This is a genomic window from Enterobacter sp. MALB-1, from assembly GCF_041021625.1.
Taxonomy (GTDB): Bacteria; Pseudomonadota; Gammaproteobacteria; order Enterobacterales; family Enterobacteriaceae; genus Enterobacter; species Enterobacter oligotrophicus.
The window spans coordinates 2,729,296-2,752,106 of sequence record NZ_JBDPJL010000001.1; the positions used below are offsets into that span (position 1 = coordinate 2,729,296).

Below are 22,811 nucleotides of genomic sequence, written 5' to 3' on the forward strand. Positions count from 1 at the left end.
CATGAAACGCACGTTGAGTTGGATTGCCGCAGCAGGCTTTCTGCTTGCTGCCGGGAACCTCCAGGCTGTGGAAGTTGAAGTTCCCGGATTGTTGACCGACCACACTGTCTCTTCTGTCGGGCACGATTTTTACCGTGCCTTCAGTGATAAATGGGAAAGTGATTACCCCGGTAACTTAACAATCAACGAACGGCCCAGCGCACGTTGGGGAAGCTGGATAACAATAACAGCGAATCAGGATGTTATTTACCAGACCTTCTTATTCCCGACGAAAAGAGACTTCGATAAGAACGTCGCTTTCGCACTGGCACAAACAGAAGAGGCTATTAATCGTCTGCAGCTAGATAAAGCGCTGTTGAGCACTGGTGATTTAGCAAAAGATGAGTTCTAGCAACGATACCTATTTTGGAGGCTGTAATGCGTCTCGCACACACAGTGATCTCGTTAATGCTCATTGCGCCGCTAAGCTGGGCCGGAAATATGACCTTCCAGTTCCGCAACCCTAACTTTGGCGGTAACCCGAACAACGGGGCATTCATGCTTAACGAAGCCCAGGCTCAAAACTCGTATAAGGACCCCAGCTATGATGACGATTTCGGTATCGAAACCCCATCAGCGCTGGATAACTTTACTCAGGCCATCCAGTCGCAAATATTAGGTGGCTTATTAACCAATATTAACACCGGTAAACCCGGCCGCATGGTGACAAACGACTTTATTGTCGATATCGCCAATAAAGACGGGCAGCTTCAGTTGAATGTGACTGACCGTAAAACCGGAAAAACATCGACAATCCAGGTTTCGGGTTTGCAGTCTAATTCAACTGATTTCTAAACAACGTCGAAATAAGGACAATCATCATGCAGCGCTTTTTAATAATTGTTGCAGTGTGCTTATTGAGCGGTTGTTTAACTGCTCCACCGAAAGAAGCCGCTAAGCCAACATTAATGCCTCGGGCACAAAGCTATCGCGATTTGACGCATTTGCCGACACCAACCGGTAAGATATTTGTCTCGGTTTATAATATTCAGGACGAAACCGGACAGTTCAAACCGTACCCGGCAAGTAACTTCTCAACGGCGGTGCCACAGAGCGCTACCGCGATGCTGGTCACCGCGCTGAAGGATTCACGCTGGTTTATTCCTCTGGAACGTCAGGGGCTACAAAACCTGCTGAACGAGCGTAAAATTATCCGCGCCGCTCAGGAAAATGGCACCGTCGGCGTCAATAACCGAATGCCGCTTCAGTCTCTCACCGCAGCCAATATCATGGTGGAAGGCTCCATTATCGGCTACGAAAGTAATGTGAAATCCGGTGGTGTGGGTGCCCGTTACTTCGGTATTGGCGCAGATACGCAATACCAGCTCGACCAGATTGCCGTCAACCTGCGTGTGGTCAATGTCAGCACGGGTGAGATTTTATCCTCCGTGAATACCAGCAAAACCATTCTCTCCTATGAAGTACAGGCCGGGGTGTTCCGCTTCATTGATTACCAGCGTTTGCTGGAGGGTGAAATCGGATATACCTCCAATGAACCGGTGATGCTGTGCCTGATGTCAGCCATCGAAACGGGCGTCATCTTCCTGATTAATGATGGTATCGATCGCGGGCTGTGGGATCTGCAGAATAAAAACGATGCAAAAAATGAGGTTCTGGTGAAATACCGCGAAATGTCGGTGCCCCCGGAATCCTGATCGGAAACAGACAAAAAAGGCGAGATCATGATCTCGCCTTTTTTTATTCACTCACCGGTGTGGTGTTCTGAGCCCTTTCTCGTCGGGATGCCAGCCACAGGCCGCTGTTTTTCATGGCATAGCCAAACAGCAGCCCCAGCGCCAGCGATGGCACAACCAGCTTCCAGTCGCCCTGCCCCGCAAAGGTTGCACAAGCACCAATGAAGGTTCCCGGCACAAAAGAGAGCAGCAGATGCTTCGCCTGGACGCACATCAGAAACGCGACCACGCCCGTCATGGCATAACCCAGGATCTCAAGATGCGGAGCCAGCGCGCTGCCTTTCATAATGACCAGCGCCCAGATAACACCGCTCATCATGGTGCAGCCAGAGATAAACAAACCTTTTACGCCACCCTGCGGGCAAGCAAAGTAGGCCGTGCAACCGAGGAAACCGGCCCAGCTCAGCAAACCAAGAGAGACAGCCACCCATCCCCAAAGCCCGGAGAGAATGCCCGTTGTAAGTGCAATGCAAAGTAATATGTTCATGGTGCGCATCTTAGCAGAAGCGCACCAGAGAAATGAGATCAGAAGCACATTACGTGCAAGTTGAAATGTATCGTTGCAGAAATTTTGTGATTTAAATCACTCTTCATTCTCTTCTTCCAGTTCATCCCACATGGCGGCAATCGCGTCTCGGGTCAGGGGTGCCAGCGTTCGCCAGAAGGGGGACGTGGCATGCGCCTCAACCTTGCCGAGGAAAGCCCCGCACCACGGCAGCAGGTACTCTTCAAACAGGGTTTCGATGGCTTCGTTTTCATCCTCACCCGCATGATCTTCAATCCAGGAGGCTGCCAGCAACAATGTACCAATGTGATCGGCTGGCGTATCGGTCAGCGGCATGCCGCGCTCAGAGAGAAACGCACGCACTTCGGCCTCCGTCGCACCGTCCTGCCAGGCAGAGCGATACGGCGAAACGCGACACTCTTCACCCACGAAGAGCGCGTTGTAATCCGTGGAAATCTGCTGCATGTCACAGGATTTTTGCAGGCGCGCCAGTAAATCATCCTGTTCCAGCGGCCAGTTCTGCGCCAGCTTTCCTTCACGGATCAGCGTAAAGAGTGGAACCAGCAGTGGGTCTTGTGGCTGACGGTAGTAAAGCGTACCCAGCACGCGACAGAGGATGGAAAATTCATTCATGTTTTTATTCCAGTACACAATTAAAGATCGGCAAATTCGTCAATCGGGGTCATTCCACGCGACTCAAGGAAATCAAGCATCCGCCGCGGCGTGACGTTCAGGATACGCTCTTCCGGGAAACCGACATCCTTAAGCACTTTCAGACATTCATTAAAATCACCGAGCGTAAATGCCGTATGCGAATCAGAGCCCAGCGCCACCATGCCTCCGGCATCCCGAACGGCCGCCGCCACGTCGCGACAATTTGCTTCACTGCCCTTACGCGAGTGGACAAAAGAGGAGTTATTAATCTCCAGCGCGACGCGGTGTTTAGCCGCCGCCTGCGCGACAGCCTGGATATCAATCGGGAACTTAGGGTTGCCTGGATGGCTGATAATATGCACGTTGCCGCTGGCAATCGTGGCGATCATCGCCGTGGTGTTTGTCTCTTTATCCTGCGGTGCAAAAACCGGCTCATGGAAGCCAGCAATAATCAGATCCAGCGAGGTGAGCATCGGCCCGGTGCAGTCGATTTCACCGTCGGTATTTTTGATGTTCGCTTCGATGCCGCGCAGTATCCCAACGCCATCGACCAGACGTGGCCAGATGCGCATATTCACAAAATGCCAGTAGTGCGGCGCATCAGCCATATCAGGACCGTGATCGGTAATGGCAAACAGCTTGATGCCTTTTAGCTTCGCTTGCGCGATGTAATCATGCAGGGTGCTATACGCGTGGGTACTGGCGACGGTGTGCATATGCAGGTCAACGGGATACATCTTTCTCTCCTCTGCGTTTTTTCCAAAGGATAGCAGTTATCAGCGGCGAATATTAGCAAAAACCCGGCCAACGCCGGGTTTCTCTTAGTAACCGCGCTGTCTGTCGACTTGCCCGGTGACGGCGTGTCCCTGCTCCATCTGGCTGATGGTGTGGGAAATATAAGCCACGGCTTCTGCCGGGCGCGTGACCGCTGCCACATGCGGTGTCATCGCCACGCGCGGGTGCGCCCACAGCGGGCTGTCCGCTGGCAGTGGTTCACGGCTGTAGACATCCAGCATTGCCCCTTTGAGTTTGCCACTTTCCAGAGCATTGAGGAGATCGGCTTCCACCAGGTGAACGCCACGCGCCAGGTTCATCAAATAGCTCTGGTCAGCCAGTTGGTTCAGTAGCGTACTGTTAATGATGCCGACCGTCTCTGCTGTATTGGGTAGCAGGTTAATGAGCACACGCGTGCCTTTCAGGAAGGCACCGAGTTCGTCGGTTCCGGCAAAACTCTGTACACCCGGATAGTCTTTGCGGCTGCGGCTCCAGCAGCGCAGCGGGAATCCCCACGGGGCCAGCGCCTCAGCGACTTTCGAGCCCAGTACGCCAGCACCAAGAATACCGATAGTAAAATCTTCGCGCTGATAATCCGGCAGCGGCTTCCAGTGTGATTGCTGCTTAAATGCCTGATAATCATCAAAACGGCGGAACCAGTGGAGTACCTGGCTCACCGCATATTCCTGCATTTGCTGGCCCATGCCAGTATCTTCCAGACGGAACAGTGGAATATGCTCGGGTAGCATTTCCGGGTGCGCCTTCAGTTTGCTGAGAATGGAATCGACGCCCGCGCCCAGGGCAAACACGGCCTTCAGTTCGCGCCCCTGGAGCATTTCAACCGGCGGATGCCAGACCAGCGCGTAGTCGGCATGTTCATTATCGCCCCGCTTCCACTCGCGAACGCGTGCGCCCGGCAGCGCTGCCGAAAGTGCCTTAATCCAGTAAGCGGTATCAAACGTAGGGTGATAAAAGATTATATCCATGGTCATTCCTGCCTTTTATTGCGCTGTTTTGTTTTCATTTTCAACTGGATTGCCAGCATAACAAATTTATCGGCAAACCGCGTTGCTGATAAAAGAGGCACTTTTAGCACATTTCGGAATCAGGTTGCCTGAAGTTTGTCTAAACGCGCTAATTTACTGAAAAAGTGAGTTGACGGCCGTTCGGCTTTTCCTTACATTAGCGCCCGTCCCGACAACGCCGGGATGACAATATGGTGAGGTGTCCGAGTGGCTGAAGGAGCACGCCTGGAAAGTGTGTATACGGCAACGTATCGGGGGTTCGAATCCCCCCCTCACCGCCATATTCAAGATGAGAGCCCGTATGAAAGTACGGGCTTTTTTCTTTTATATTCTCCGGGCTGGGGGGGATGAGAACCTCCGACCGGGGTTCGACAACTGGCGACAGCCAGTTGGACAGACTGTGAGCACAGCGAACAGGCTGCCCGCAGGGCGAGCGTAGCGAGTCAATCCCCCCCTCACCGCCATATTCAGGATGAGAGCTCGTACGAAAGTACGGGCTTTTTTTTTTTATATTCTCCGTACTGGGGGGGATGAGAACCTCCGACCAGGGTTCGACAACTGGCGACAGCCAGTTGGACAGACTGCGAGCGCAGCGAACAGGCTGCCCGCAGGGCGAGCGTAGCGAGTCAATCCCCCCCTCACCGCCATATTCAAGATGAGAGCCCGTACGAAAGTACGGGCTTTTTTCTTTTATATTCTCCGTACTGGGGGGATGAGAACCTCCGACCGGGGTTCGACAACTGGCGACAGCCAGTTGGACAGACTGTGAGCGCAGCGAACAGGCTGCCCGCAGGGCGAGCGTAGCGAGTCAATCCCCCCCTCACCGCCATATTTGAGATGAGAGCTCGTACGAAAGTACGGGCTTTTTTCTTTTATATTCTCCGGGCTGGGGGGATGCACTGTGCAAGATTCATGTCGGGTGGCGCTGCGCTTACCCGACCTACAAAAGACGCTATTCTTCCACCATCCGCGCATACTCTTCGGTAAGAAAATCCACCAGCGTCCTTACCGACGGCAACAACCCACGCCGTGAAGGATACACCGCATGGATCACCTCCCGCCGTGGTTCCCACGCGTCCAGCACCCGAACCAGTTCTCCGGACGCTAACTGATCTTTCACCATCAAAATCGGCAACTGCACCACACCCACACCCGCCATTGCCGCTTCCCGCAGTGCCAGCATGTCGGTGGTAATAAAGCGTGGCGAGTAATGGATCTCCGCTTTCGCCCCTTCAGGCCCACTGAGTTCCCACTTATGCAGTTGCTTACCTGCGCCCATGCTCAGACCTGGCCACTCACTGAGCTCCGAAGGCATAACCGGTTTTCCCATGCGTTCAATCAGCAGCGGGCTCGCCACAAGACAATGCCCCCTGTCCGCCAGCACTCTGAGCACCAGATCGCTGTCATCAAACGGACGCGGACGAACGCGGATTGCGACATCGATCCCTTCGCCCACCAGATCCACCCGCCGGTTGGTCGCCTCAAGCTGGAGATTAATGCCGGGATAGAGCGCCATAAACCTCGCCAGCATTGGCCCCACGTGGACATGCAACAACGTAACAGGACAGGTGATCCTGACAATACCACGCGGTTCAGCCTGCAGTGCAGCGACAGCCTCCTCCGCCGCTTCCGCTTCTACCAGCATCGCTTTGCAGTGCTGATAGAATGTCTGCCCCACTTCCGTGACCGTAAACTGACGCGTCGTGCGCTGTATTAGCCGCACGCCAAGCCGTGCTTCTAGCTGGGCAATCCTGCGGCTCAGTTTCGACTTGGGCTGATCGAGCACTCTGCCCGCCGCAGCAAACCCACCGCAGTCGACCACTTTCACAAACCACATGAAGTCGTTGAGATCCTGCATAAATCCTCATTGTTCTGTTTATGGAACAGTGAATGTCATTTTAACTATCTACCGGGATATTAACTCCGAATATAAGCTAATTACATCAACAAAACATCAGGAGTTAATCATGAAAAACGTAACAGGCGTTTATACCGCACCACGTCAGCACTGGGTCGGCGACGGTTTTCCGGTTCGCTCGATGTTTTCTTACCAGACGCATGGTGAACCACTCAGCCCGTTCTTGCTGCTTGACTACGCGGGACCGCATACCTTCCCGGCAGACGGCGTAAAACGCGGCGTGGGCGAGCACCCTCACCGTGGTTTTGAAACCGTCACCATCGTCTATTCCGGTGAGGTCGAACACCGTGATTCCACCGGCAGAGGTGGTGTCATTGGCCCCGGCGACGTGCAGTGGATGACAGCGGGTGCGGGCATTCTGCATGAAGAGTTCCACTCCAGCGCGTTCTCGCAGAAAGGAGGCGAACTGAAAATGATGCAGTTGTGGGTCAATTTGCCTGCGAAAGACAAAATGGCCACACCCGGTTACCAGAGCATCACGAAAGGCGATATCCCGGTGGTGGCGTTGCCTGAAAACAGCGGAGAGGTGCGGGTTATCGCAGGCCGTTACCAGGACGTGGCGGGCCCGGCACACACGTTCTCCCCGCTGAACGTATGGGATATCACGCTGCATCAGGGAAAATTTCTTACGCTTAATCAGCCCGAGGGCTGGAGCACGGCGCTGGTTGTGCTTGAAGGGAACGTAGTAGTGAACGGTACGAGCCAGGCCGGTGAAGCACAGCTAATCGTCCTGAGTCAGGACGGCGACAAACTACATCTGGAAGCCAGCCGCGATGCCAAAGTGTTGCTGATGGCCGGTGAACCGCTGAACGAACCTGTCGTCGGTTATGGCCCGTTTGTCATGAACAGTAAAACCGAAATCGCCGAAGCCATTCGCGATTTCAATTCCGGCCGCTTCGGCCAGATCTGAGAGCAATAAAGGAGAGGATTATGTCTACCCCTGCTAACTTCAACGGCGCACGTCCCGCAATTGATGTAAATGATGCGGTCATGCTGCTTATCGATCACCAGAGCGGTCTGTTTCAAACCGTGGGTGATATGCCAATGCCGGAGCTGCGTGCCCGCGCTGCGGCACTGGCGAAAATCGCTTCGCTGGCAAATATCCCGGTGATCACCACCGCGTCGGTCCCGCAAGGACCGAATGGTCCGCTCATTCCGGAGATCCACGCCAACGCACCTCATGCACAATATGTGGCGCGTAAAGGTGAGATTAACGCCTGGGATAACCCGGAATTTGTTGCAGCAGTGAAAGCGACCGGACGCAAAACGCTGATTATTGCGGGAACGATTACCAGCGTCTGCATGGCGTTTCCGTCTATCAGCGCCGTGGCTGATGGCTATAAAGTGTTTGCGGTGATCGACGCTTCAGGCACCTACAGCAAAATGGCGCAGGAGATCACCCTGGCGCGCGTGGTACAGGCGGGCGTCGTCCCGATGGATACCGCCGCTGTTGCCTCTGAGATCCAGCGCACCTGGAACCGTGCAGATGCCGCCGAATGGGCAGAAGTCTATACGCACATTTTCCCGGCTTACCAGTTGCTGATCGAAAGTTACAGTAAAGCGCAGGACGTCGTAAAAAATAGTGAAGCACTCGATTCACAGCGTTAATCACAGGCTCCGCGGTGTAAAAACCGTGGAGCTGATTATTGCTTAACCGAACAAGCACTAAAGCAGAAAATCTGCTTGACCGTTTTAGCGCAACTCCCTATAGTAGCGCCCCGTTGCCCCCAAGCGGTCAGGCAGCAAAACAATATGGTGAGGTGTCCGAGTGGCTGAAGGAGCACGCCTGGAAAGTGTGTATACGGCAACGTATCGGGGGTTCGAATCCCCCCCTCACCGCCATATTCAAGATGAGAGCTCGTACGAAAGTACGGGCTTTTTTCTTTTATATTCTCCGGGCTGGGGGGGATGAGAACCTCCGACCGGGGTTCGACAACTGGCGACAGCCAGTTGGACAGACTGTGAGCGCAGCGAACAGGCTGCCCGCAGGGCGAGCGTAGCGAGTCAATCCCCCCCTCACCGCCATATTTGAGATGAGAGCTCGTACGAAAGTACGGGCTTTTTTCTTTTATATTCTCCGGGCTGGGGGGATGAGAACCTCCGACCGGGGTTCGACAACTGGCGACAGCCAGTTGGACAGACTGAGCGCGCAACTACAGCGCTCCCGATGCCTACACCGTCGGAACCGTTCCACCGTCAATCACAAATTCTGTTCCGGTGATCGTTGCCGCACGTGGCGAGGCCAGAAAAGCGATCAGGTTTGCCACTTCAATCGGCTTCGACGGACGCCCCAGCGGAATACCGCCCAGGGCATCCATGATAATTTTCTTTCCACCTTCATAATCTGTCCCCGCCTGCAACGCCAGCCGTTCGGCCATAGCCACAGACGCTTCCGTTTCAATCCATCCTGGTGCCACACGTACCACACGTACCCCCTTTGGAGAAACCTCTTTTGACAGGCTTTTACTGTAGGTCGATAACGCGGCCTTCGCCGCCGCATAGCCGGTCGTCGATTGTGGCAAGGGGAGTTCACGCTGAATGGATGTAACGTGAATAATCACGCCTTCCCCCTGCTCCAGCATACCGGGTAACAACGCACGATCCAGCCGGACGGCAGGCAGCAGGTTAAGGTTTAACTCCTGCTGCCATTCCTCTTCACCTAATGCAGCGAAGCCACCGCCCGGTGCAGTTGAGCCACCGGCAACATGAACAATAATATCAACGCCGCCAAAGTGAACCTGTACCGCCCTGGCCACGCTCTCACATCCCTCAATCGTGGTGAGATCCGCCGCGATAAAAACATCGGCTATCGCTTCCGCAGGCTGTGTTCTTGCTGTGGTTAATACTTTCGCGCCGAGTTCACGAAAAAGCCCCACCACCGCTTTTCCAACGCCCTTCGTCCCTGCGGTTACCAGAATTCGTTTCCCTTGTAGCTCAAGATTCATAGACATTACACCATCTCCAGCGTTGAGATCTTGCCATCCACCAGTCCGCAAGCATGACTGAGTTCATCGATAACCCGTGCATCTGCCGTGAAGCAGTGAATAACATTCGCGATATCCGCCTCAAAGCAGGCAGAAAGAACGGCAGGAAAAAAGAGTGACATCGTGCTGGCTCCTGTTAGTTGCAGTACAGGCATTTTCACCATAGACTGTAAAAACATCAAGAACGCACAAAAAAGTAAGTTACTGAATTATGAGTAAGGTTTACACGCCTGCCACAGCGGCATTCGGTGTTGAAGAGGTCATTCGACTGCTGGAAGGTCGCTGGAAATTAATCATTCTTTTCCATCTTTTCGACGGAAAAGTTCAGCGTTACTCAGACTTTGAAAAATTGATCCCTGGGATCTCGCAAAAGATGTTAGCTCAACAGCTGCGACAGCTTGAGTCCGACGGAATCGTTTCGAGAAAACTCTACCCGCAGGTGCCGCCAAAGGTTGAATACCGCCTTACGGAATGGGGGCAAGCCCTGTGCCCGGCGCTGGATGCCATGCTGAAATGGGCCGAAAAGCGCGAAACCTGTCAGGCCATCCCTGCTGACGACACGCACAAGTCTTTATAATTGCGCCTCAGGTAACGCCCATAAAAATAAGGCCTGGTTTCCCAGGCCTTCAACACAATCTCACACTCAGTAGTACGCTTGCAGCGTGCGCTGGCACAGCGCCGAACGGACGCAGTCATCTTTTGTAAAACGCACCACGCCGATCATCTCATCTTCCTCAAAACGTGACATCGCGTCGCTCAGTCCGGATTTCACGCCGGATGGCAGGTCACACTGGGTAATATCGCCGTTGACGATAACCGTCACGTTCTCCCCGAGGCGCGTTAAAAACATCTTCATTTGCGCAGCAGTCACGTTCTGAGCCTCGTCAAGAATGACGACCGCATTTTCAAATGTACGTCCGCGCATATAGGCGAACGGCGCGATTTCCACCTTGCCAATCTCTGGTCGCAGGCAGTACTGCATAAAGGATGCGCCCAGCCGCTTCACCAGCACGTCATAGACGGGCCTGAAGTACGGGGCAAACTTCTCCGAAATATCTCCGGGCAAGAAGCCGAGATCTTCATCAGCTTGCAGTACCGGACGAGTGACGATAATCCTGTCCACGTCCTTATGGATCAGAGCTTCCGCCGCTTTGGCTGCACTAATCCACGTTTTCCCGCATCCGGCTTCACCGGTTGCAAAGATGAGCTGTTTACTCTCGATAGCATTCAGGTAGTGCGCCTGAGCTTCATTACGCGCCACAATTGGTGAAGTATCACGGCTGTCACGCGCCATGCCAATTGCTTCTACGCCACTCATCTGCACAAGCGAGGTGACCGATTCTTCTTCACGTTGTTTATGGCTACGTGAATCCCGTCTCAGCACACGTTTTGCTTCGCGACGAGCTTTGATCACTGCTTTTTGTCTTCCCATGGATAGCACCTTGAGTTGTTGGTATTCATCACACGCGCCAGCGTCGGCACGATTATGCGCACGAACATCAGAGGGTTGGCTTCCTTGTAAGCCATTGCTTGCTTTACCGGATGACGATACAGAATAGCTACGCGCACCGTTCTGCACGTCGGTGGAATCAGATTCTTGAGGTGAAGGGGGGAATTTCGTGGTGAAGAAATCGCTGCCGGAGTCTGAGCCTCCGCGCCGGGTGCTGCGGTTGTTTTGTTTACCTTGTCCAGTACAGGACGCAACCATTCGCGATCTCCATAGTGAATCAGTATCACTGCCGGGAACTACCGCTGTCTTATCTTAAGTACATCAGGATTTATCATAAATGCAACATTTATTTTACCTGGATGCAACTTTTCAGACTGCTCCTGCAATGGATTCAGTCTCATATACGAATATTACAGAAATATAACAGAAGGTTAGTCATATGAAAAAATAATGTCCCCGCGAACTATCGCAGGGACAATTATCAGGCTTCGATTAATCCCTGGCCAAGATAAGCCTGGCGATCGCGTGCGCCTGGCAGGGCAAAGAAGTAACCACCACCGATGGGCTTTATGTACTCTTCCAGCGCTTCGCCGTTTAAGCGCTTCTGTACGGTTAAAAAGCCCTTCTCCAGATCGTGCTGGTAGCAGACAAACAGCAGTCCCATATCCAGTTGACCGGAGTTCGTGACGCCCAATGAGTAGCTGTAGCCCCGGCGCATCATCAGGCTGGACTGCGTTTCTTGCGTTCGCGGATTCGCGAGGCGAATATGGCTGTCCAGCGCGATGGTGTCGCCATCCGGGTCGCTTGCGTAGTCCGGCACATCATGCTCGTTCTTCATGCCCAGCGGCGCGCCGCTTTGCTTGTCGCGACCAAAGATCGTCTGCTGCTCTTTCAGCGGGGTACGGTCCCAGAACTCTACGTGGAACTGGATAATCCGCACCGCCTGATAGCTGCCGCCCACGGTCCAGGCGGGTTCATCCTGGTTGTCCGTCACCCAGACGATATCTTTCATTAACGCAGCATTGCTGCTGTCCGGGTTAGCCGTGCCGTCTTTGAAGCCCAGCAGGTTAACCGGCGTCTCTTTCCCTTTGCTGCGGGCGGCGTGGTCAGAGATAAACCCTTCCCGCTTCCAGCGCACGCTCAGCAGATCCGGGGTGTGCTTAATAATATCGCGCAACACGTGGATCACCGTGTCCTGAGTGTTGGCGCAAATCTGCAGCAGCAGATCGCCATGACACAGCGCCGCATCAAGGGAATCGTTCGGGAAGCGCGTCATTTTTTGCAGCGCTTTCGGCTTCTGCTTCGCCAGGCCGTAACGGTCATCAAACAGCGACTCCCCCACCGACACAGTAATCGTCAGGTTATCTGGAGCGATAAACGGCCCCAGAATGCCGGAGTCCATTGGCGGCAGGCGCGGGTTTGGCGTGTCCGGTGCCGGGCCGCCTGCGGTGAGAAACGCGATCCGCGTCGTCAGCAGGCGAAACAGACGTTCCAGGTCGGCCTTATCACTCGCCAGCGAATCAAACGCCACCAGCATCATCGCGGCCTGCTGCGGCGTCAGAATGCCCGACTGGTGCTCGCCATAAAACGGCTGCGTCTCCATGCGGGCATCCGGCGACAGCGTGCCGGGGGCACTTTGCGGTTTTGCCGCATGTGCCACCGGACAGCCCCCAGCCAGAGCAAGCGCGCCGCCAAGCGCCCCTACTCCTTTCAGCAATCGACGTCGTGAAGGTTCAGCGACATCATACTCGTCTTGCTTGTTCATGGTGCTTAGTCCAGGCCCAGAACGCCACGTAACTGAGCCAGATCTTCTGCCAGCGTGGTAATAGGCCCTTTCAGCGCATTACGGTCAGCATCGGTCAGTTTGTCGTAGGTTTCGAAGCCGTCTTTAGTGCGATACTTCGCCAGAATGGTGTCGACTTTCTTAAAGTTGGCATCCACTTTCGCCAGCAGTTCGCTGTTCGCTTTCTGCAACTGAGGACGCAACAGATCGACAATTTTCTTCGCACCGTCTACGTTCGCCTGGAAATCCCACAGGTCGGTGTGGCTGTAACGATCCTCTTCACCACTGATTTTGCTGGCGGCCACTTCTTCAATCAGACCGGCCGCACCGCCCACCACTTTTGACGGCGGGAACGCCAGCTCGCTGATACGCTTTTGCAGATCCAGCACATCGCTGTTAAGTTGCTCAGCGTATTTCTCCATCCCTTTGGTGGAGTTATCGCCAAACAGCGCTTTTTCCAGGCGGTGGAAACCGGTGAATTTCGGATCGGCGGCTTTCTGCTCGTAATCGTCTTCACGGGCATCAATGCTGCCATCGAGATCAGAGAACAGCTCGGCAATTGGTTCGATGCGCTCATAGTGCTGACGGGTTGGGGCATAAAGCGATTTCGCTTTTTCGATATCGCCCGCTTTCACCGCGTCGGTAAAGGCTTTTGTGCCTGTGACCAGGTCTGCCGTCTCTTTGGTGACATAGGCTTTGTACGCCGTGATAGCATCGCCCAGGCTTAGCAACGCTTCGCCTTTAGCGGCATCTGCCGTCGCTTCACCTTTCACGATCAGCTTGCCTTTCGGGTTAGTCAGCAGGCCGCAGGTCATGTCGTACTCGCCCGGCTGCAGGTTAGCCGTCATTTTCTGGCTGAAACCAGGGGCGATGTTTTCACGCTCTTCCACCACCATCACGCCTTTGAGGATCTCCCACTCCAGCGCCTTCTGGCTGTGGTTTTGAATAATAAACTGCGTCTTACCGCTGTTGACCGTAATGGTCATCGGCTCACACTGCTTATCATTAACGGTGACTTTAACCTGCGGAATATCCGCAGCCTGCGCAGCGAATGCAGACGCAATCAGCGCCGCCACACCAGCCTGTAACGCACTACGACGAAATTGAATTGCCATGACCCTTCCCTTTTTAAAGTATGTTGTAACTACAATGAGCACTTCAGGGCGCAGTACGCGACGGCTGCGTGCTGGGGCGCGAGGGCATGAAGAACAGCACCAGCGCCGGAATGAGATAAATGAAATAGATCGCCACTTCGCTGACGCTCGGCGTTTCCTGATAACCGAAGATACCTTCGAGCAGGGTGCCGGTCAGAGAATGGGTGGTGATGACGTTGCTGAGGTCAAACGCCACGTCCTGGAAGTGATTCCACAGTCCCGCTTCGTGGAAGGCGCGGATTGCCCCTGCCGCCAGCCCCGCCGCCACCAGCAGAATAAACAGACTGGTCCATTTAAAGAATGCGCCCAGGTTAAGGCGAATGCCGCCCCAGTAGAGCAGGAAGCCCAGCACCACGGCGGTTGCCAGCCCCAGCATTGCACCAACAGGTGGCCAGATACCGACATCCTGTTGAAACGCTGCCAGCAGGAAAAACACCGACTCCAGCCCCTCGCGCGCCACAGCGAAAAAGACCATCATGATCAGCGCCCAGCCGTGGTTATTGCCCTTTTGCAGAGCGTTATCCACCGCCTGCTCCAGTTGCACTTTTACATTGCGGGAGACTTTTCGCATCCAGAACACCATCCAGGTGAGGATCACCACCGCAATCACCGCGACAATACCTTCAAATAGTTCTTGTTCTTTCTGCGGGAATTCACCGGTCGTTTCGTTGATCAAAATCCCCAGGCCCAGACAGAGCCCCGCGGCGAGAAACACGCCCACCCACATCACGCCAATCCAGCGTCCGCGCTGGGTTCGCTTCAGGTAACTGGCGATAAGGCTGACAATCAAGGCCGCTTCGAGGCCTTCACGTAACATAATGAGAAATGGAACAAACATGCCGACACCTTAAATGTTTATCGCGGTCAACTGATGCAAAGAAAAGTAAATTCTTTTGATAGTGATTATCATTACGGCAACAAGAAAAACAAGCGAAATGTGTGGTGTTTTGATGACGAGATGTAAACGCATCGCGGGATAATAATCGCATGAGTTATCGTTAAGTTTATAAGTTATAACGAAAATGCCCATTTACGGTTAACCTTCGCTATGGCTAAATATGCGCCTCATTAATCTGCAGATCATCAATCATGTATAACATTGTCCATTTCCTGCTGGCGCTGGCGATTATCCTTGCGCTCGCCTGGCTGGTGAGTTTCGACCGCCGAAAAATCCGCATTCGTTTTGTTTTACAACTCATTGCCATTGAAATAGCGCTGGCATTCTTTTTCCTGCACGCAGAAAGCGGCCTGTTCATTATTAAGTATGTGTCCGGCTTCTTTGAGTCTCTGCTTAAATTCGCCGCCGAAGGGACCAATTTTGTCTTTGGCGGAATGGGTGAAAAAGGTCTGGCGTTCATTTTCCTTGGCGTGCTCTGCCCGATTATTTTTATTTCCGCGCTGATTGGTATTCTTCAGCACTGGCGAATTCTGCCGGTCTTTATTCGGGTTATCGGTACGCTGCTGTCGAAGCTGAACGGCATGGGTAAGCTGGAGTCTTTTAATGCGGTGAGTTCGCTGATCCTCGGTCAGTCGGAAAACTTCATTGCTTACAAAGGCGTACTGGGCGATCTCTCGTCTCGCCGCCTGTTCACAATGGCCGCTACGGCGATGTCGACCGTTTCTCTGTCGATTGTCGGTGCTTATATGACCATGCTCGACGCTAAATTTGTCGTCGCGGCACTTATTCTGAACATGTTCAGCACCTTTATTATTCTCTCCGTTATCAACCCGGCGCGCCCGGAAGCGGAGCCGGATATCAAACTGGAAAAACTGCATGAATCCCGGAGCTTCTTTGAAATGCTGGGCGAATATATTCTGGCCGGTTTTAAAGTGGCGATGATTATTCTGGCAATGCTGATTGGCTTTATTGCCCTTATCAGCGCCGTTAATGCCCTGTTCTCCAGCGTATTTGGCATGAGCTTCCAGCAGATCCTGGGCTATGTGTTTTATCCGCTGGCATGGCTGGTGGGTATTCCGCTGAGTGATGCCTTAAACGCAGGCAGTATTATGGCGACGAAGCTGGTCGCGAATGAATTTGTCGCAATGATTGAGCTGCAGAAAATTGCCCATCAGATGACGCCGCGCGGGCTGGGCATTTTGTCCGTTTTCCTGGTGTCGTTTGCTAACTTCGCGTCCATCGGCATTGTGGCAGGGGCGATTAAGGGCCTGAACGAGCAGCAGGGCAATGTGGTGTCGCGGTTTGGTCTGCGTCTGGTGTACGGCGCGACGCTGGTGAGTTTGCTGTCGGCGAGCTTTGCTGGATTAGTGCTGTGATGTTATGCCGGGTGGCGCTTCGCTTACCCGGCATACAACATAACAACGGCGGGTTATCCCGCCGTTTTTTATTAAAACTGCACGCACACCGGCTGATCGACCCGCATCACCGACTCCTGCGCGAAGCGTGACTTATAGATCCCACGTAACGCTTCGATATTTGTCTCACTCTGCGCATCTTTGCCGTGGATAAGCATCAGCGCCTTGCTCGGCTCACGCGCCACTTTTCCATCATTCCCCAGCCACTGCCCGCGCGCATCAAATACCGTTAAGCCATCACGAAAACGCGGCGTCACGTCCTGGTCAACAAACTGCTGCCACTCGTTAGCGGTGATCTGCGCCCCTGCCGGACGATTCAGTCCGAAGTAGAGCGTGGTCTGCTGCATCTGATTCTCGGCTTTGCAGGTCTCCACCGCCGCGTGCTGCGAGGGAGCAGTGCAGCCAGCCAGCATCAATACTGCCGCCACCATTACCCCTGCTTTGATTGTCATGCTTCGCTATCCTCATTGTTATAAGTATATGGATATCACAGGAAATTACGGATTTTGGCAAGAAAAAAGCCGGGTGGCGCTTGCGCTTACCCGGCCTACATTGTGCAGCGAGAAAAATTATTCTGCCTGGAGTTTAGACGGCGGTGCAGAGCGATAATGCGCATCCGCTTCTGCAAAGCGTTTCTGCATGGACGCAGACGGCGCTTTACCCAGCAGGCTGAACACCACAATACCGATGCTGCCGAAGATGAAGCCCGGAATAATTTCGTACAGACCCAGCCACGCGAACTGTTTCCAGACGATCACGGTAACTGCACCAATGATCATTCCCGCCAGCGCGCCGTTACGGGTCATGCGTGACCACATCACGGAGAACAGGACCACCGGGCCAAATGCCGCACCAAAGCCTGCCCACGCGTAGCTCACCAGACCAAGCACACGGTTTTCCGGGTTTGCGGCCAGCGCAATCGCCACCAGCGCCACTGCCAGCACCATAAAGCGCCCTACCCATACCAGCTCTTGCTGGCTCGCGCCTTTACGCAGGAACGCTTTGTAGAGGTCTTCGGTAATCGCACTGGAGCAGACCAGCAGCTGGCAACTGAGGGTGGACATCACAGCCGCAAGGATCGCTGACAGCAGAATACCGGCAATCCACGGGTTGAACAGGATCTGCGCCAGCTCGATGAACACGCGCTCGGCGTTCTGGTTCACCGCGCCCGCCTGCGCCGGGTTGTTGTTGAAGTAGGCGATACCGAAGAAGCCTACCGCACACGCGCCAGCCAGACAGAGGATCATCCACGTCATACTGATTCGACGCGCATGAACGATGGTGTGGTGAGAATCGGCAGCCATAAAGCGCGCCAGAATATGTGGTTGACCAAAGTAGCCCAGGCCCCAGCCCATCAGGGAGACGATGGCCACGAAATTCAGTCCCTTCAGCATGTCGACGTTTTCAATGCTCTTCTGCTTGATCACTTCCAGCGAATCAGCAAAACCACCAACGGTGAAAATCACAATCACCGGCGTCAGGATCAGGGCGAAAATCATCAGGCTCGCCTGCACGGTATCCGTCCAGCTTACCGCCAGGAACCCGCCCACGAAGGTGTAGAGGATGGTTGCCGCCGCACCGGCCCACAGCGCCGTTTCATAGCTCATGCCGAAGGTGCTTTCGAACAGACGCGCGCCCGCCACGATGCCGGAAGCACAATAGATAGTGAAGAACAGCAAAATCACAACCGCGGAGATAATACGCAGAATGCGGCTGTTATCTTCGAAACGTCCGGTGAAGTAATCCGGCAGCGTCAGGGCGTTGTTGTTGGCTTCGGTATGCACGCGCAGACGGCCTGCCACCAGCTTCCAGTTGATCCACGCGCCCACTGTCAGGCCAATCGCGATCCAGCTTTCGGAAATACCGGAGATGAAAATTGCCCCCGGCAGCCCCATCAGCAGCCAGCCGCTCATGTCGGATGCGCCTGCAGAGAGTGCAGTCACCATCGGGCCTAAACTGCGTCCGCCCAGAATGTAGTCGTCAAAGTTTTTCGTTGAACGCCACGCCAAAAACCCTATCAGGATCATGCCAAAAATATAAACGAGAAATGTCACCAGCATCGGTGTGCTAATTGCCATTCAAATTCTCCAAAATGTCGAGCGACAACCGTCCGGGTTGCCTTGTTATGTCATCACCGGAACGTAGTGATGTGTGTATGTGTTTCTGTTGGCCGCGCGTATCCTGCCGTAAGCTGTCCCCGCGCACAAACGATTTAACACTGCATTTACATCAAATTCATCCCTGGTTTTATACGTCTTTCCTATAGGTTGCACTCGCTCACGCTTTTACGGGTTGCACCTTTAAAAAGTGTTAAGTTCCGCATAAAAACAGGTGTGAGATGCAGAAGCCCATACTTTTTCCTGGCTAACCAACCATTAACAATCCATTCATTTTCCGGGTTGCAGACCAGGTCACATTTAACACGGTTGCACAAAGTTGCAACATGGTGGATATTTCACGCTAACGACAGAACACGATTAAAGCACAACAGGAGTTTTGGCATGGGGATGACCACCATGGGGGTTAAGCTGGATGACGCGACCCGCGAACGGATTAAAACCGCAGCAACCCGTATCGATCGCACACCGCACTGGTTAATTAAGCAGGCCATTTTTAACTATCTGGAAAGGCTCGAGAGCGAAGAAGGGCTGCCTGAACTGCCCGCCCTGCTGACGGGCGCAGCGAATGAAAGCGAAGAGGCCACAACCGTGGCTGAAGAAAATCATCAGCCGTTCCTCGAATTCGCCGAGCAGATCCTGCCGCAGTCCGTTAGCCGCGCCGCCATCACCGGTGCATACCGCCGCGCCGAAACCGACGCTGTGCCGATGCTGCTGGAGCAGGCTCGCCTGCCGGAAGCCATCGCCGCCCAGGCGCACAGCCTGGCATATCAGTTGGCCGACAAACTGCGTAATCAGAAAACCGCCACCGGCCGCGCCGGGATGGTTCAGGGGCTGCTGCAGGAGTTCTCCCTCTCCTCTCAGGAAGGCGTGGCGCTGATGTGCCTGGCGGAAGCGTTGCTGCGCATTCCGGACAAAGCCACCCGTGACGCGCTGATCCGCGACAAAATCAGCAACGGCAACTGGCAGTCACATATTGGCCGCAGCCCGTCGCTGTTCGTCAACGCCGCGACCTGGGGCCTGCTGTTTACCGGCAAGCTGGTCTCAACGCATAACGAAGCCAACCTGTCACGCTCCCTGAACCGCATCATCGGCAAGAGCGGCGAGCCGCTGATCCGTAAAGGCGTGGACATGGCGATGCGCCTGATGGGCGAGCAGTTCGTGACCGGTGAAACCATTGCCGAAGCGCTGGCGAACGCCCGCAAGCTGGAAGATAAAGGTTTCCGCTACTCTTACGACATGCTGGGTGAAGCGGCGCTGACCGCCGCCGACGCGCAGGCCTACATGGTCTCTTACCAGCAGGCGATCCACGCCATCGGTAAAGCGTCCAACGGTCGCGGTATTTATGAAGGTCCTGGCATCTCTATCAAACTGTCCGCCCTGCACCCGCGCTACAGCCGCGCGCAGTACGACCGGGTGATGGAAGAGCTTTATCCACGCCTGAAGTCCCTGACTCTGCTGGCGCGCCAGTACGACATCGGCATCAACATTGACGCCGAAGAGGCCGACCGTCTGGAGATCTCCCTCGATCTGCTGGAAAAACTGTGCTTCGAGCCAGAGCTGGCAGGCTGGAACGGGATTGGCTTCGTTATCCAGGCCTACCAGAAGCGCTGCCCGTTCGTCATTGACTACCTGATTGACCTGGCCAGCCGCAGCCGACGCCGTCTGATGATCCGTCTGGTGAAAGGCGCCTACTGGGATAGCGAAATCAAACGCGCCCAGATGGAAGGTCTGGAAGGCTATCCGGTCTATACCCGCAAGGTCTACACCGACGTCTCTTACCTCGCCTGCGCGAAAAAACTGCTCGGCGTGCCGAACCTGATCTACCCGCAGTTCGCCACCCACAACGCCCACACTCTGGCGGCAATTTACAGCCTGGCCGGTCAAAACTACTATCCTGGCCAGTACGAGTTCCAGTGCCTGCACGGCATGGGCGAACCGCTGTACGAGCAGGTGACCGGTAAAGTGGCCGACGGCAAGCTGAACCGCCCATGCCGCATCTATGCCCCGGTGGGCACCCACGAAACCCTGCTGGCCTACCTGGTGCGTCGCCTGCTGGAAAACGGCGCGAACACCTCCTTCGTTAACCGCATCGCCGACACCACGCTGCCGCTGGACGAGCTGGTGGCCGATCCGGTGCAGGCCGTAGAGAAGATGGCGGCGCAGGAAGGCCAGATTGGCCTGCCGCATCCGAAGATTGCCCTGCCGCGCGAGCTGTATGGCGCTGGCCGCGTCAACTCGGCGGGCCTGGATCTCGCCAACGAACACCGTCTGGCATCCCTCTCTTCTGCCCTGCTCAACAGCGCGCTGCAGAAATGGCAGGCCAAACCGATCCTTGAGCAGTCTGTCGAGGACGGCGACATGCAGCCGGTGATCAACCCGGCCGAGCCGAAAGATATTGTCGGCTACGTGCGTGAAGCGACCGATTCGGAAGTCGAGCAGGCGCTGGAGAGCGCGGTGAACAACGCGCCAATCTGGTTCGCCACCCCGCCGCAGGAGCGTGCCGCCATTCTGGAACGCGCGGCGGTGCTGATGGAAGATCAGATGCAGTCGCTCATCGGCATTCTGGTCCGAGAAGCGGGTAAAACCTTCAGCAACGCCATCGCCGAAGTGCGCGAGGCCGTCGACTTCCTGCACTACTACGCCGGTCAGGTGCGCGATGATTTCGACAATGAAACCCACCGCCCGCTCGGCCCGGTGGTGTGTATCAGCCCGTGGAACTTCCCGCTGGCGATCTTCACCGGCCAGATTGCCGCCGCCCTTGCCGCAGGCAACAGCGTGCTGGCAAAACCGGCAGAGCAGACTCCGCTGATTGCCGCTCAGGGCATCAACATTCTTCTGGAAGCGGGCGTGCCTGCGGGCGTGGTTCAGCTGCTGCCGGGCCGCGGTGAAACGGTCGGCGCGAAATTGACTTCCGATAACCGCGTGCGCGGCGTGATGTTTACCGGCTCGACCGAAGTGGCCTCCCTGCTGCAGCGCAACATTGCCACCCGTCTGGATGCGCAGGGACGTCCAACCCCGCTCATCGCCGAAACCGGCGGGATGAACGCCATGATCGTTGACTCCTCCGCCCTTACCGAGCAGGTGGTGGTGGACGTGCTGGCCTCCGCCTTCGACAGCGCGGGCCAACGCTGTTCGGCTCTGCGCGTGCTGTGTCTGCAGGACGACGTGGCCGACCACACGCTGAAGATGCTGCGCGGGGCAATGGCCGAATGCCGCATGGGCAATCCGGGCCGTCTCACCACTGATATCGGGCCGGTGATCGACGCGGAAGCCAAAGCCAATATTGAAAACCACATTCAGGCCATGCGTGCCAAAGGCCGCCCGGTATTCCAGGCGGTGCGTGAGAACAGCGAGGATGCCCGCGAGTGGCAGACCGGCACCTTCGTGCCGCCAACGCTGATTGAACTGGCGAGCTTCGATGAACTGAAAAAAGAGGTCTTCGGCCCGGTACTGCACGTGGTGCGCTACAACCGTAACAACCTGAAGGAGCTGATTGAGCAGATTAACGCTTCCGGCTATGGCCTGACGCTCGGCGTGCATACCCGCATCGACGAAACCATTGCCCAGGTCACCGGCAGCGCCAGAGTGGGCAACCTGTACGTGAACCGCAACATGGTCGGTGCCGTGGTAGGCGTACAGCCGTTTGGCGGCGAAGGTCTGTCCGGCACCGGCCCGAAAGCGGGCGGTCCGCTCTATCTGTACCGTCTGCTGGCGAACCGTCCGGAGAATGCGCTGAGCGTGACGCTGGCACGTCAGGATGCGGAACGTCCGGTGGATGCGCAACTGAAATCCGTACTGACACAGCCGCTGGACGCGCTCATCGCGTGGGCAGAGAAACGCCCTGAACTGCGTGCTGTCGCGCAGCAGTATGGTGAGCTGGCGCAGTCGGGTACGCAGCGTCTGCTGCCAGGTCCAACCGGCGAGCGCAACACCTGGACGCTGATGCCGCGCGAGCGCGTGCTGTGCGTGGCGGATAACGAGCAGGACGCACTGGTTCAACTGGCCGCCGCCGCTGCGACGGGCTGTGAAGTGCTGTGGCCGGAAGATGCGCTGCATCGCGACCTCGCCAAACAGCTGCCGAAGGAGGTCTCGGCCCGCATCCACTTTGCGAAAACCGATGCCCTGCTCACCCAGCCGTTTGATGCGGTCATTTACCACGGTGATTCCGACCAGTTACGCGAGCTGTGCGAGCAGGTTGCGGCACGCAGCGGGGCGATTGTCTCAGTGCAGGGCTTTGCGCGCGGAGAAACCAACCTGCTGCTGGAGCGTCTGTACGTGGAGCGCTCGCTCAGCGTCAATACCGCGGCGGCGGGCGGTAACGCCAGCCTGATGACCATCGGTTAATCGTGTAAACTCTCCCTGGAGGCGCTACGCTTACCGGGGCTACCAGTGTCACCG

General features: G+C 55.3%; 21 protein-coding genes, 2 tRNA genes and 4 other RNA genes. 14 read left to right on the top strand and 13 right to left on the bottom strand.

The genetic code is table 11. From position 1 onward, the window contains the following. Window position 1 precedes the first annotated feature (1 nt). From csgE to csgG, 3 genes are read left to right on the top strand one after another with little or no spacing between them, the layout of a single operon-like run. Window positions 2-391: a curli production assembly/transport protein CsgE gene (gene csgE / locus ABGB15_RS13100; protein ID WP_152084167.1), complete on the top strand. Its 390-nt coding sequence runs from the start codon at window positions 2-4 to the stop codon at window positions 389-391. Window positions 392-417: 26 nt separating this feature from the next. Further along, window positions 418-834, top strand: a complete 417-nt coding sequence (gene csgF, locus ABGB15_RS13105; protein WP_152084166.1) for a curli production assembly/transport protein CsgF — start codon at window positions 418-420, stop codon at window positions 832-834. 26 nt (window positions 835-860) lie between these two features. Further along, window positions 861-1,694 (top strand): curli production assembly/transport protein CsgG, encoded by an 834-nt coding sequence (gene csgG / locus ABGB15_RS13110; protein WP_152084165.1) that lies wholly within the window; start codon window positions 861-863, stop codon window positions 1,692-1,694. A 43-nt stretch (window positions 1,695-1,737) separates the two neighbouring features. Here the strand turns inward: csgG and ABGB15_RS13115 are convergent, their stop codons facing one another. The 4 genes from ABGB15_RS13115 to ghrA form a co-directional block, all read right to left on the bottom strand. Then, window positions 1,738-2,220 carry a DUF1097 domain-containing protein gene (locus ABGB15_RS13115; protein ID WP_152084164.1) on the bottom strand — a complete coding sequence of 161 codons (483 nt, stop codon included), beginning with the start codon at window positions 2,218-2,220 and terminating at the stop codon, window positions 1,738-1,740. Between the two features lie 96 nt (window positions 2,221-2,316). Beyond that, window positions 2,317-2,871 (bottom strand): molecular chaperone, encoded by a 555-nt coding sequence (locus ABGB15_RS13120; RefSeq protein ID WP_152084163.1) that lies wholly within the window; start codon window positions 2,869-2,871, stop codon window positions 2,317-2,319. Between the two features lie 20 nt (window positions 2,872-2,891). Beyond that, entirely contained in the window at window positions 2,892-3,629 is a 738-nt protein-coding gene (locus tag ABGB15_RS13125) for a phosphatase (RefSeq protein WP_152084162.1), read from the bottom strand. A gap of 84 nt (window positions 3,630-3,713) precedes the next feature. Continuing rightward, window positions 3,714-4,652, bottom strand: a complete 939-nt coding sequence (ghrA, locus tag ABGB15_RS13130) for a glyoxylate/hydroxypyruvate reductase GhrA (protein ID WP_215722980.1) — start codon at window positions 4,650-4,652, stop codon at window positions 3,714-3,716. Between the two features lie 232 nt (window positions 4,653-4,884). On the opposite strand from ghrA, the gene ABGB15_RS13135 reads away from it, so the two are divergent. The 4 genes from ABGB15_RS13135 (at window position 4,885) to ABGB15_RS13150 (ending at window position 5,520) form a co-directional block, all read left to right on the top strand. Next, a tRNA-Ser gene (locus ABGB15_RS13135) sits at window positions 4,885-4,972 on the top strand. A 45-nt stretch (window positions 4,973-5,017) separates the two neighbouring features. Then, window positions 5,018-5,155, top strand: a non-coding RNA gene (locus ABGB15_RS13140) — RtT sRNA. A gap of 45 nt (window positions 5,156-5,200) precedes the next feature. Continuing rightward, a non-coding RNA gene (locus ABGB15_RS13145) (RtT sRNA) lies at window positions 5,201-5,338 on the top strand. A 45-nt stretch (window positions 5,339-5,383) separates the two neighbouring features. Further along, a non-coding RNA gene (locus ABGB15_RS13150) (RtT sRNA) lies at window positions 5,384-5,520 on the top strand. A gap of 123 nt (window positions 5,521-5,643) precedes the next feature. Here ABGB15_RS13150 and ABGB15_RS13155 read toward each other — a convergent pair. Beyond that, on the bottom strand, window positions 5,644-6,549 hold the full coding sequence (locus ABGB15_RS13155) for a LysR family transcriptional regulator (RefSeq protein ID WP_152084160.1): 906 nt from the start codon (window positions 6,547-6,549) through the stop codon (window positions 5,644-5,646). A 109-nt stretch (window positions 6,550-6,658) separates the two neighbouring features. Here ABGB15_RS13155 and ABGB15_RS13160 point away from each other — a divergent pair, with 109 nt between their 5' ends. The 4 genes from ABGB15_RS13160 (at window position 6,659) to ABGB15_RS13175 (ending at window position 8,634) form a co-directional block, all read left to right on the top strand. After that, window positions 6,659-7,519 (top strand): pirin family protein, encoded by an 861-nt coding sequence (locus tag ABGB15_RS13160; protein ID WP_215722981.1) that lies wholly within the window; start codon window positions 6,659-6,661, stop codon window positions 7,517-7,519. A 20-nt stretch (window positions 7,520-7,539) separates the two neighbouring features. Further along, entirely contained in the window at window positions 7,540-8,217 is a 678-nt protein-coding gene (locus tag ABGB15_RS13165) for an isochorismatase family protein (protein WP_215722982.1), read from the top strand. Between the two features lie 146 nt (window positions 8,218-8,363). Then, window positions 8,364-8,451 (top strand) — tRNA-Ser (locus tag ABGB15_RS13170). 45 nt (window positions 8,452-8,496) lie between these two features. Next, window positions 8,497-8,634: non-coding RNA, RtT sRNA (locus ABGB15_RS13175), on the top strand. 146 nt (window positions 8,635-8,780) lie between these two features. Here ABGB15_RS13175 and ABGB15_RS13180 read toward each other — a convergent pair. Together ABGB15_RS13180 and ABGB15_RS13185 are read right to left on the bottom strand one after the other, a co-directional pair. After that, complete coding sequence (locus ABGB15_RS13180) at window positions 8,781-9,560, bottom strand: SDR family oxidoreductase (protein WP_152084157.1); 780 nt, start codon at window positions 9,558-9,560, stop codon at window positions 8,781-8,783. Continuing rightward, window positions 9,560-9,715 (bottom strand): hypothetical protein, encoded by a 156-nt coding sequence (locus tag ABGB15_RS13185; protein ID WP_215722983.1) that lies wholly within the window; start codon window positions 9,713-9,715, stop codon window positions 9,560-9,562. Before ABGB15_RS13185 ends, ABGB15_RS13180 begins: the two co-directional genes overlap by 1 nt. 89 nt (window positions 9,716-9,804) lie before the next feature. On the opposite strand from ABGB15_RS13185, the gene ABGB15_RS13190 reads away from it, so the two are divergent. Continuing rightward, complete coding sequence (locus ABGB15_RS13190; protein WP_215722984.1) at window positions 9,805-10,170, top strand: helix-turn-helix domain-containing protein; 366 nt, start codon at window positions 9,805-9,807, stop codon at window positions 10,168-10,170. A gap of 66 nt (window positions 10,171-10,236) precedes the next feature. On the opposite strand, the gene phoH is transcribed toward ABGB15_RS13190, so the two are convergent. The 4 genes from phoH to efeU form a co-directional block, all read right to left on the bottom strand. Then, window positions 10,237-11,025 (bottom strand): phosphate starvation-inducible protein PhoH, encoded by a 789-nt coding sequence (phoH, locus tag ABGB15_RS13195; protein ID WP_168714504.1) that lies wholly within the window; start codon window positions 11,023-11,025, stop codon window positions 10,237-10,239. Window positions 11,026-11,524: 499 nt separating this feature from the next. Then, window positions 11,525-12,808, bottom strand: a complete 1,284-nt coding sequence (gene efeB, locus ABGB15_RS13200; protein ID WP_369064192.1) for an iron uptake transporter deferrochelatase/peroxidase subunit — start codon at window positions 12,806-12,808, stop codon at window positions 11,525-11,527. A 5-nt stretch (window positions 12,809-12,813) separates the two neighbouring features. Continuing rightward, window positions 12,814-13,941 (bottom strand): iron uptake system protein EfeO, encoded by a 1,128-nt coding sequence (efeO, locus tag ABGB15_RS13205; RefSeq protein WP_152084153.1) that lies wholly within the window; start codon window positions 13,939-13,941, stop codon window positions 12,814-12,816. A 43-nt stretch (window positions 13,942-13,984) separates the two neighbouring features. Next, the gene (gene efeU / locus ABGB15_RS13210; protein WP_152084152.1) at window positions 13,985-14,818 is read right to left on the bottom strand and encodes an iron uptake transporter permease EfeU; all 834 of its coding nucleotides are present in this window, start codon (window positions 14,816-14,818) and stop codon (window positions 13,985-13,987) included. Window positions 14,819-15,069: 251 nt separating this feature from the next. Between efeU and ABGB15_RS13215 the strand changes: the two genes are divergently transcribed. Next, window positions 15,070-16,254, top strand: coding sequence for a NupC/NupG family nucleoside CNT transporter (locus ABGB15_RS13215; RefSeq protein ID WP_215722986.1), 1,185 nt, complete (start codon window positions 15,070-15,072; stop codon window positions 16,252-16,254). A gap of 71 nt (window positions 16,255-16,325) precedes the next feature. On the opposite strand, the gene ABGB15_RS13220 is transcribed toward ABGB15_RS13215, so the two are convergent. Further along, window positions 16,326-16,745, bottom strand: a complete 420-nt coding sequence (locus ABGB15_RS13220; protein WP_215722987.1) for a DUF3574 domain-containing protein — start codon at window positions 16,743-16,745, stop codon at window positions 16,326-16,328. 117 nt (window positions 16,746-16,862) lie between these two features. Further along, window positions 16,863-18,371, bottom strand: a complete 1,509-nt coding sequence (gene putP / locus ABGB15_RS13225; protein WP_152084148.1) for a sodium/proline symporter PutP — start codon at window positions 18,369-18,371, stop codon at window positions 16,863-16,865. A gap of 423 nt (window positions 18,372-18,794) precedes the next feature. Between putP and putA the strand changes: the two genes are divergently transcribed. Next, window positions 18,795-22,757, top strand: coding sequence for a trifunctional transcriptional regulator/proline dehydrogenase/L-glutamate gamma-semialdehyde dehydrogenase (gene putA, locus ABGB15_RS13230; protein WP_215722988.1), 3,963 nt, complete (start codon window positions 18,795-18,797; stop codon window positions 22,755-22,757). The last annotated feature ends 54 nt before the right edge of the window (window positions 22,758-22,811 follow it).

Coding starts and splice junctions, on each gene's coding strand:
- efeU (WP_152084152.1), bottom strand. CDS start 14,818: ATGTTTGTTCCATTTCTCATTATGTTACGTGAAGGCCTCGAAGCGGCC.
- ABGB15_RS13215 (WP_215722986.1), top strand. CDS start 15,070: ATGTATAACATTGTCCATTTCCTGCTGGCGCTGGCGATTATCCTTGCG.
- phoH (WP_168714504.1), bottom strand. CDS start 11,025: ATGGGAAGACAAAAAGCAGTGATCAAAGCTCGTCGCGAAGCAAAACGT.
- ABGB15_RS13120 (WP_152084163.1), bottom strand. CDS start 2,871: ATGAATGAATTTTCCATCCTCTGTCGCGTGCTGGGTACGCTTTACTAC.
- ABGB15_RS13115 (WP_152084164.1), bottom strand. CDS start 2,220: ATGAACATATTACTTTGCATTGCACTTACAACGGGCATTCTCTCCGGG.
- efeO (WP_152084153.1), bottom strand. CDS start 13,941: ATGGCAATTCAATTTCGTCGTAGTGCGTTACAGGCTGGTGTGGCGGCG.
- ghrA (WP_215722980.1), bottom strand. CDS start 4,652: ATGGATATAATCTTTTATCACCCTACGTTTGATACCGCTTACTGGATT.
- putA (WP_215722988.1), top strand. CDS start 18,795: ATGGGGATGACCACCATGGGGGTTAAGCTGGATGACGCGACCCGCGAA.
- csgF (WP_152084166.1), top strand. CDS start 418: ATGCGTCTCGCACACACAGTGATCTCGTTAATGCTCATTGCGCCGCTA.
- ABGB15_RS13190 (WP_215722984.1), top strand. CDS start 9,805: ATGAGTAAGGTTTACACGCCTGCCACAGCGGCATTCGGTGTTGAAGAG.
- ABGB15_RS13165 (WP_215722982.1), top strand. CDS start 7,540: ATGTCTACCCCTGCTAACTTCAACGGCGCACGTCCCGCAATTGATGTA.
- csgE (WP_152084167.1), top strand. CDS start 2: ATGAAACGCACGTTGAGTTGGATTGCCGCAGCAGGCTTTCTGCTTGCT.
- ABGB15_RS13220 (WP_215722987.1), bottom strand. CDS start 16,745: ATGACAATCAAAGCAGGGGTAATGGTGGCGGCAGTATTGATGCTGGCT.
- ABGB15_RS13125 (WP_152084162.1), bottom strand. CDS start 3,629: ATGTATCCCGTTGACCTGCATATGCACACCGTCGCCAGTACCCACGCG.
- csgG (WP_152084165.1), top strand. CDS start 861: ATGCAGCGCTTTTTAATAATTGTTGCAGTGTGCTTATTGAGCGGTTGT.
- efeB (WP_369064192.1), bottom strand. CDS start 12,808: ATGAACAAGCAAGACGAGTATGATGTCGCTGAACCTTCACGACGTCGA.
- ABGB15_RS13160 (WP_215722981.1), top strand. CDS start 6,659: ATGAAAAACGTAACAGGCGTTTATACCGCACCACGTCAGCACTGGGTC.
- ABGB15_RS13155 (WP_152084160.1), bottom strand. CDS start 6,549: ATGCAGGATCTCAACGACTTCATGTGGTTTGTGAAAGTGGTCGACTGC.
- ABGB15_RS13180 (WP_152084157.1), bottom strand. CDS start 9,560: ATGTCTATGAATCTTGAGCTACAAGGGAAACGAATTCTGGTAACCGCA.
- putP (WP_152084148.1), bottom strand. CDS start 18,371: ATGGCAATTAGCACACCGATGCTGGTGACATTTCTCGTTTATATTTTT.
- ABGB15_RS13185 (WP_215722983.1), bottom strand. CDS start 9,715: ATGTCACTCTTTTTTCCTGCCGTTCTTTCTGCCTGCTTTGAGGCGGAT.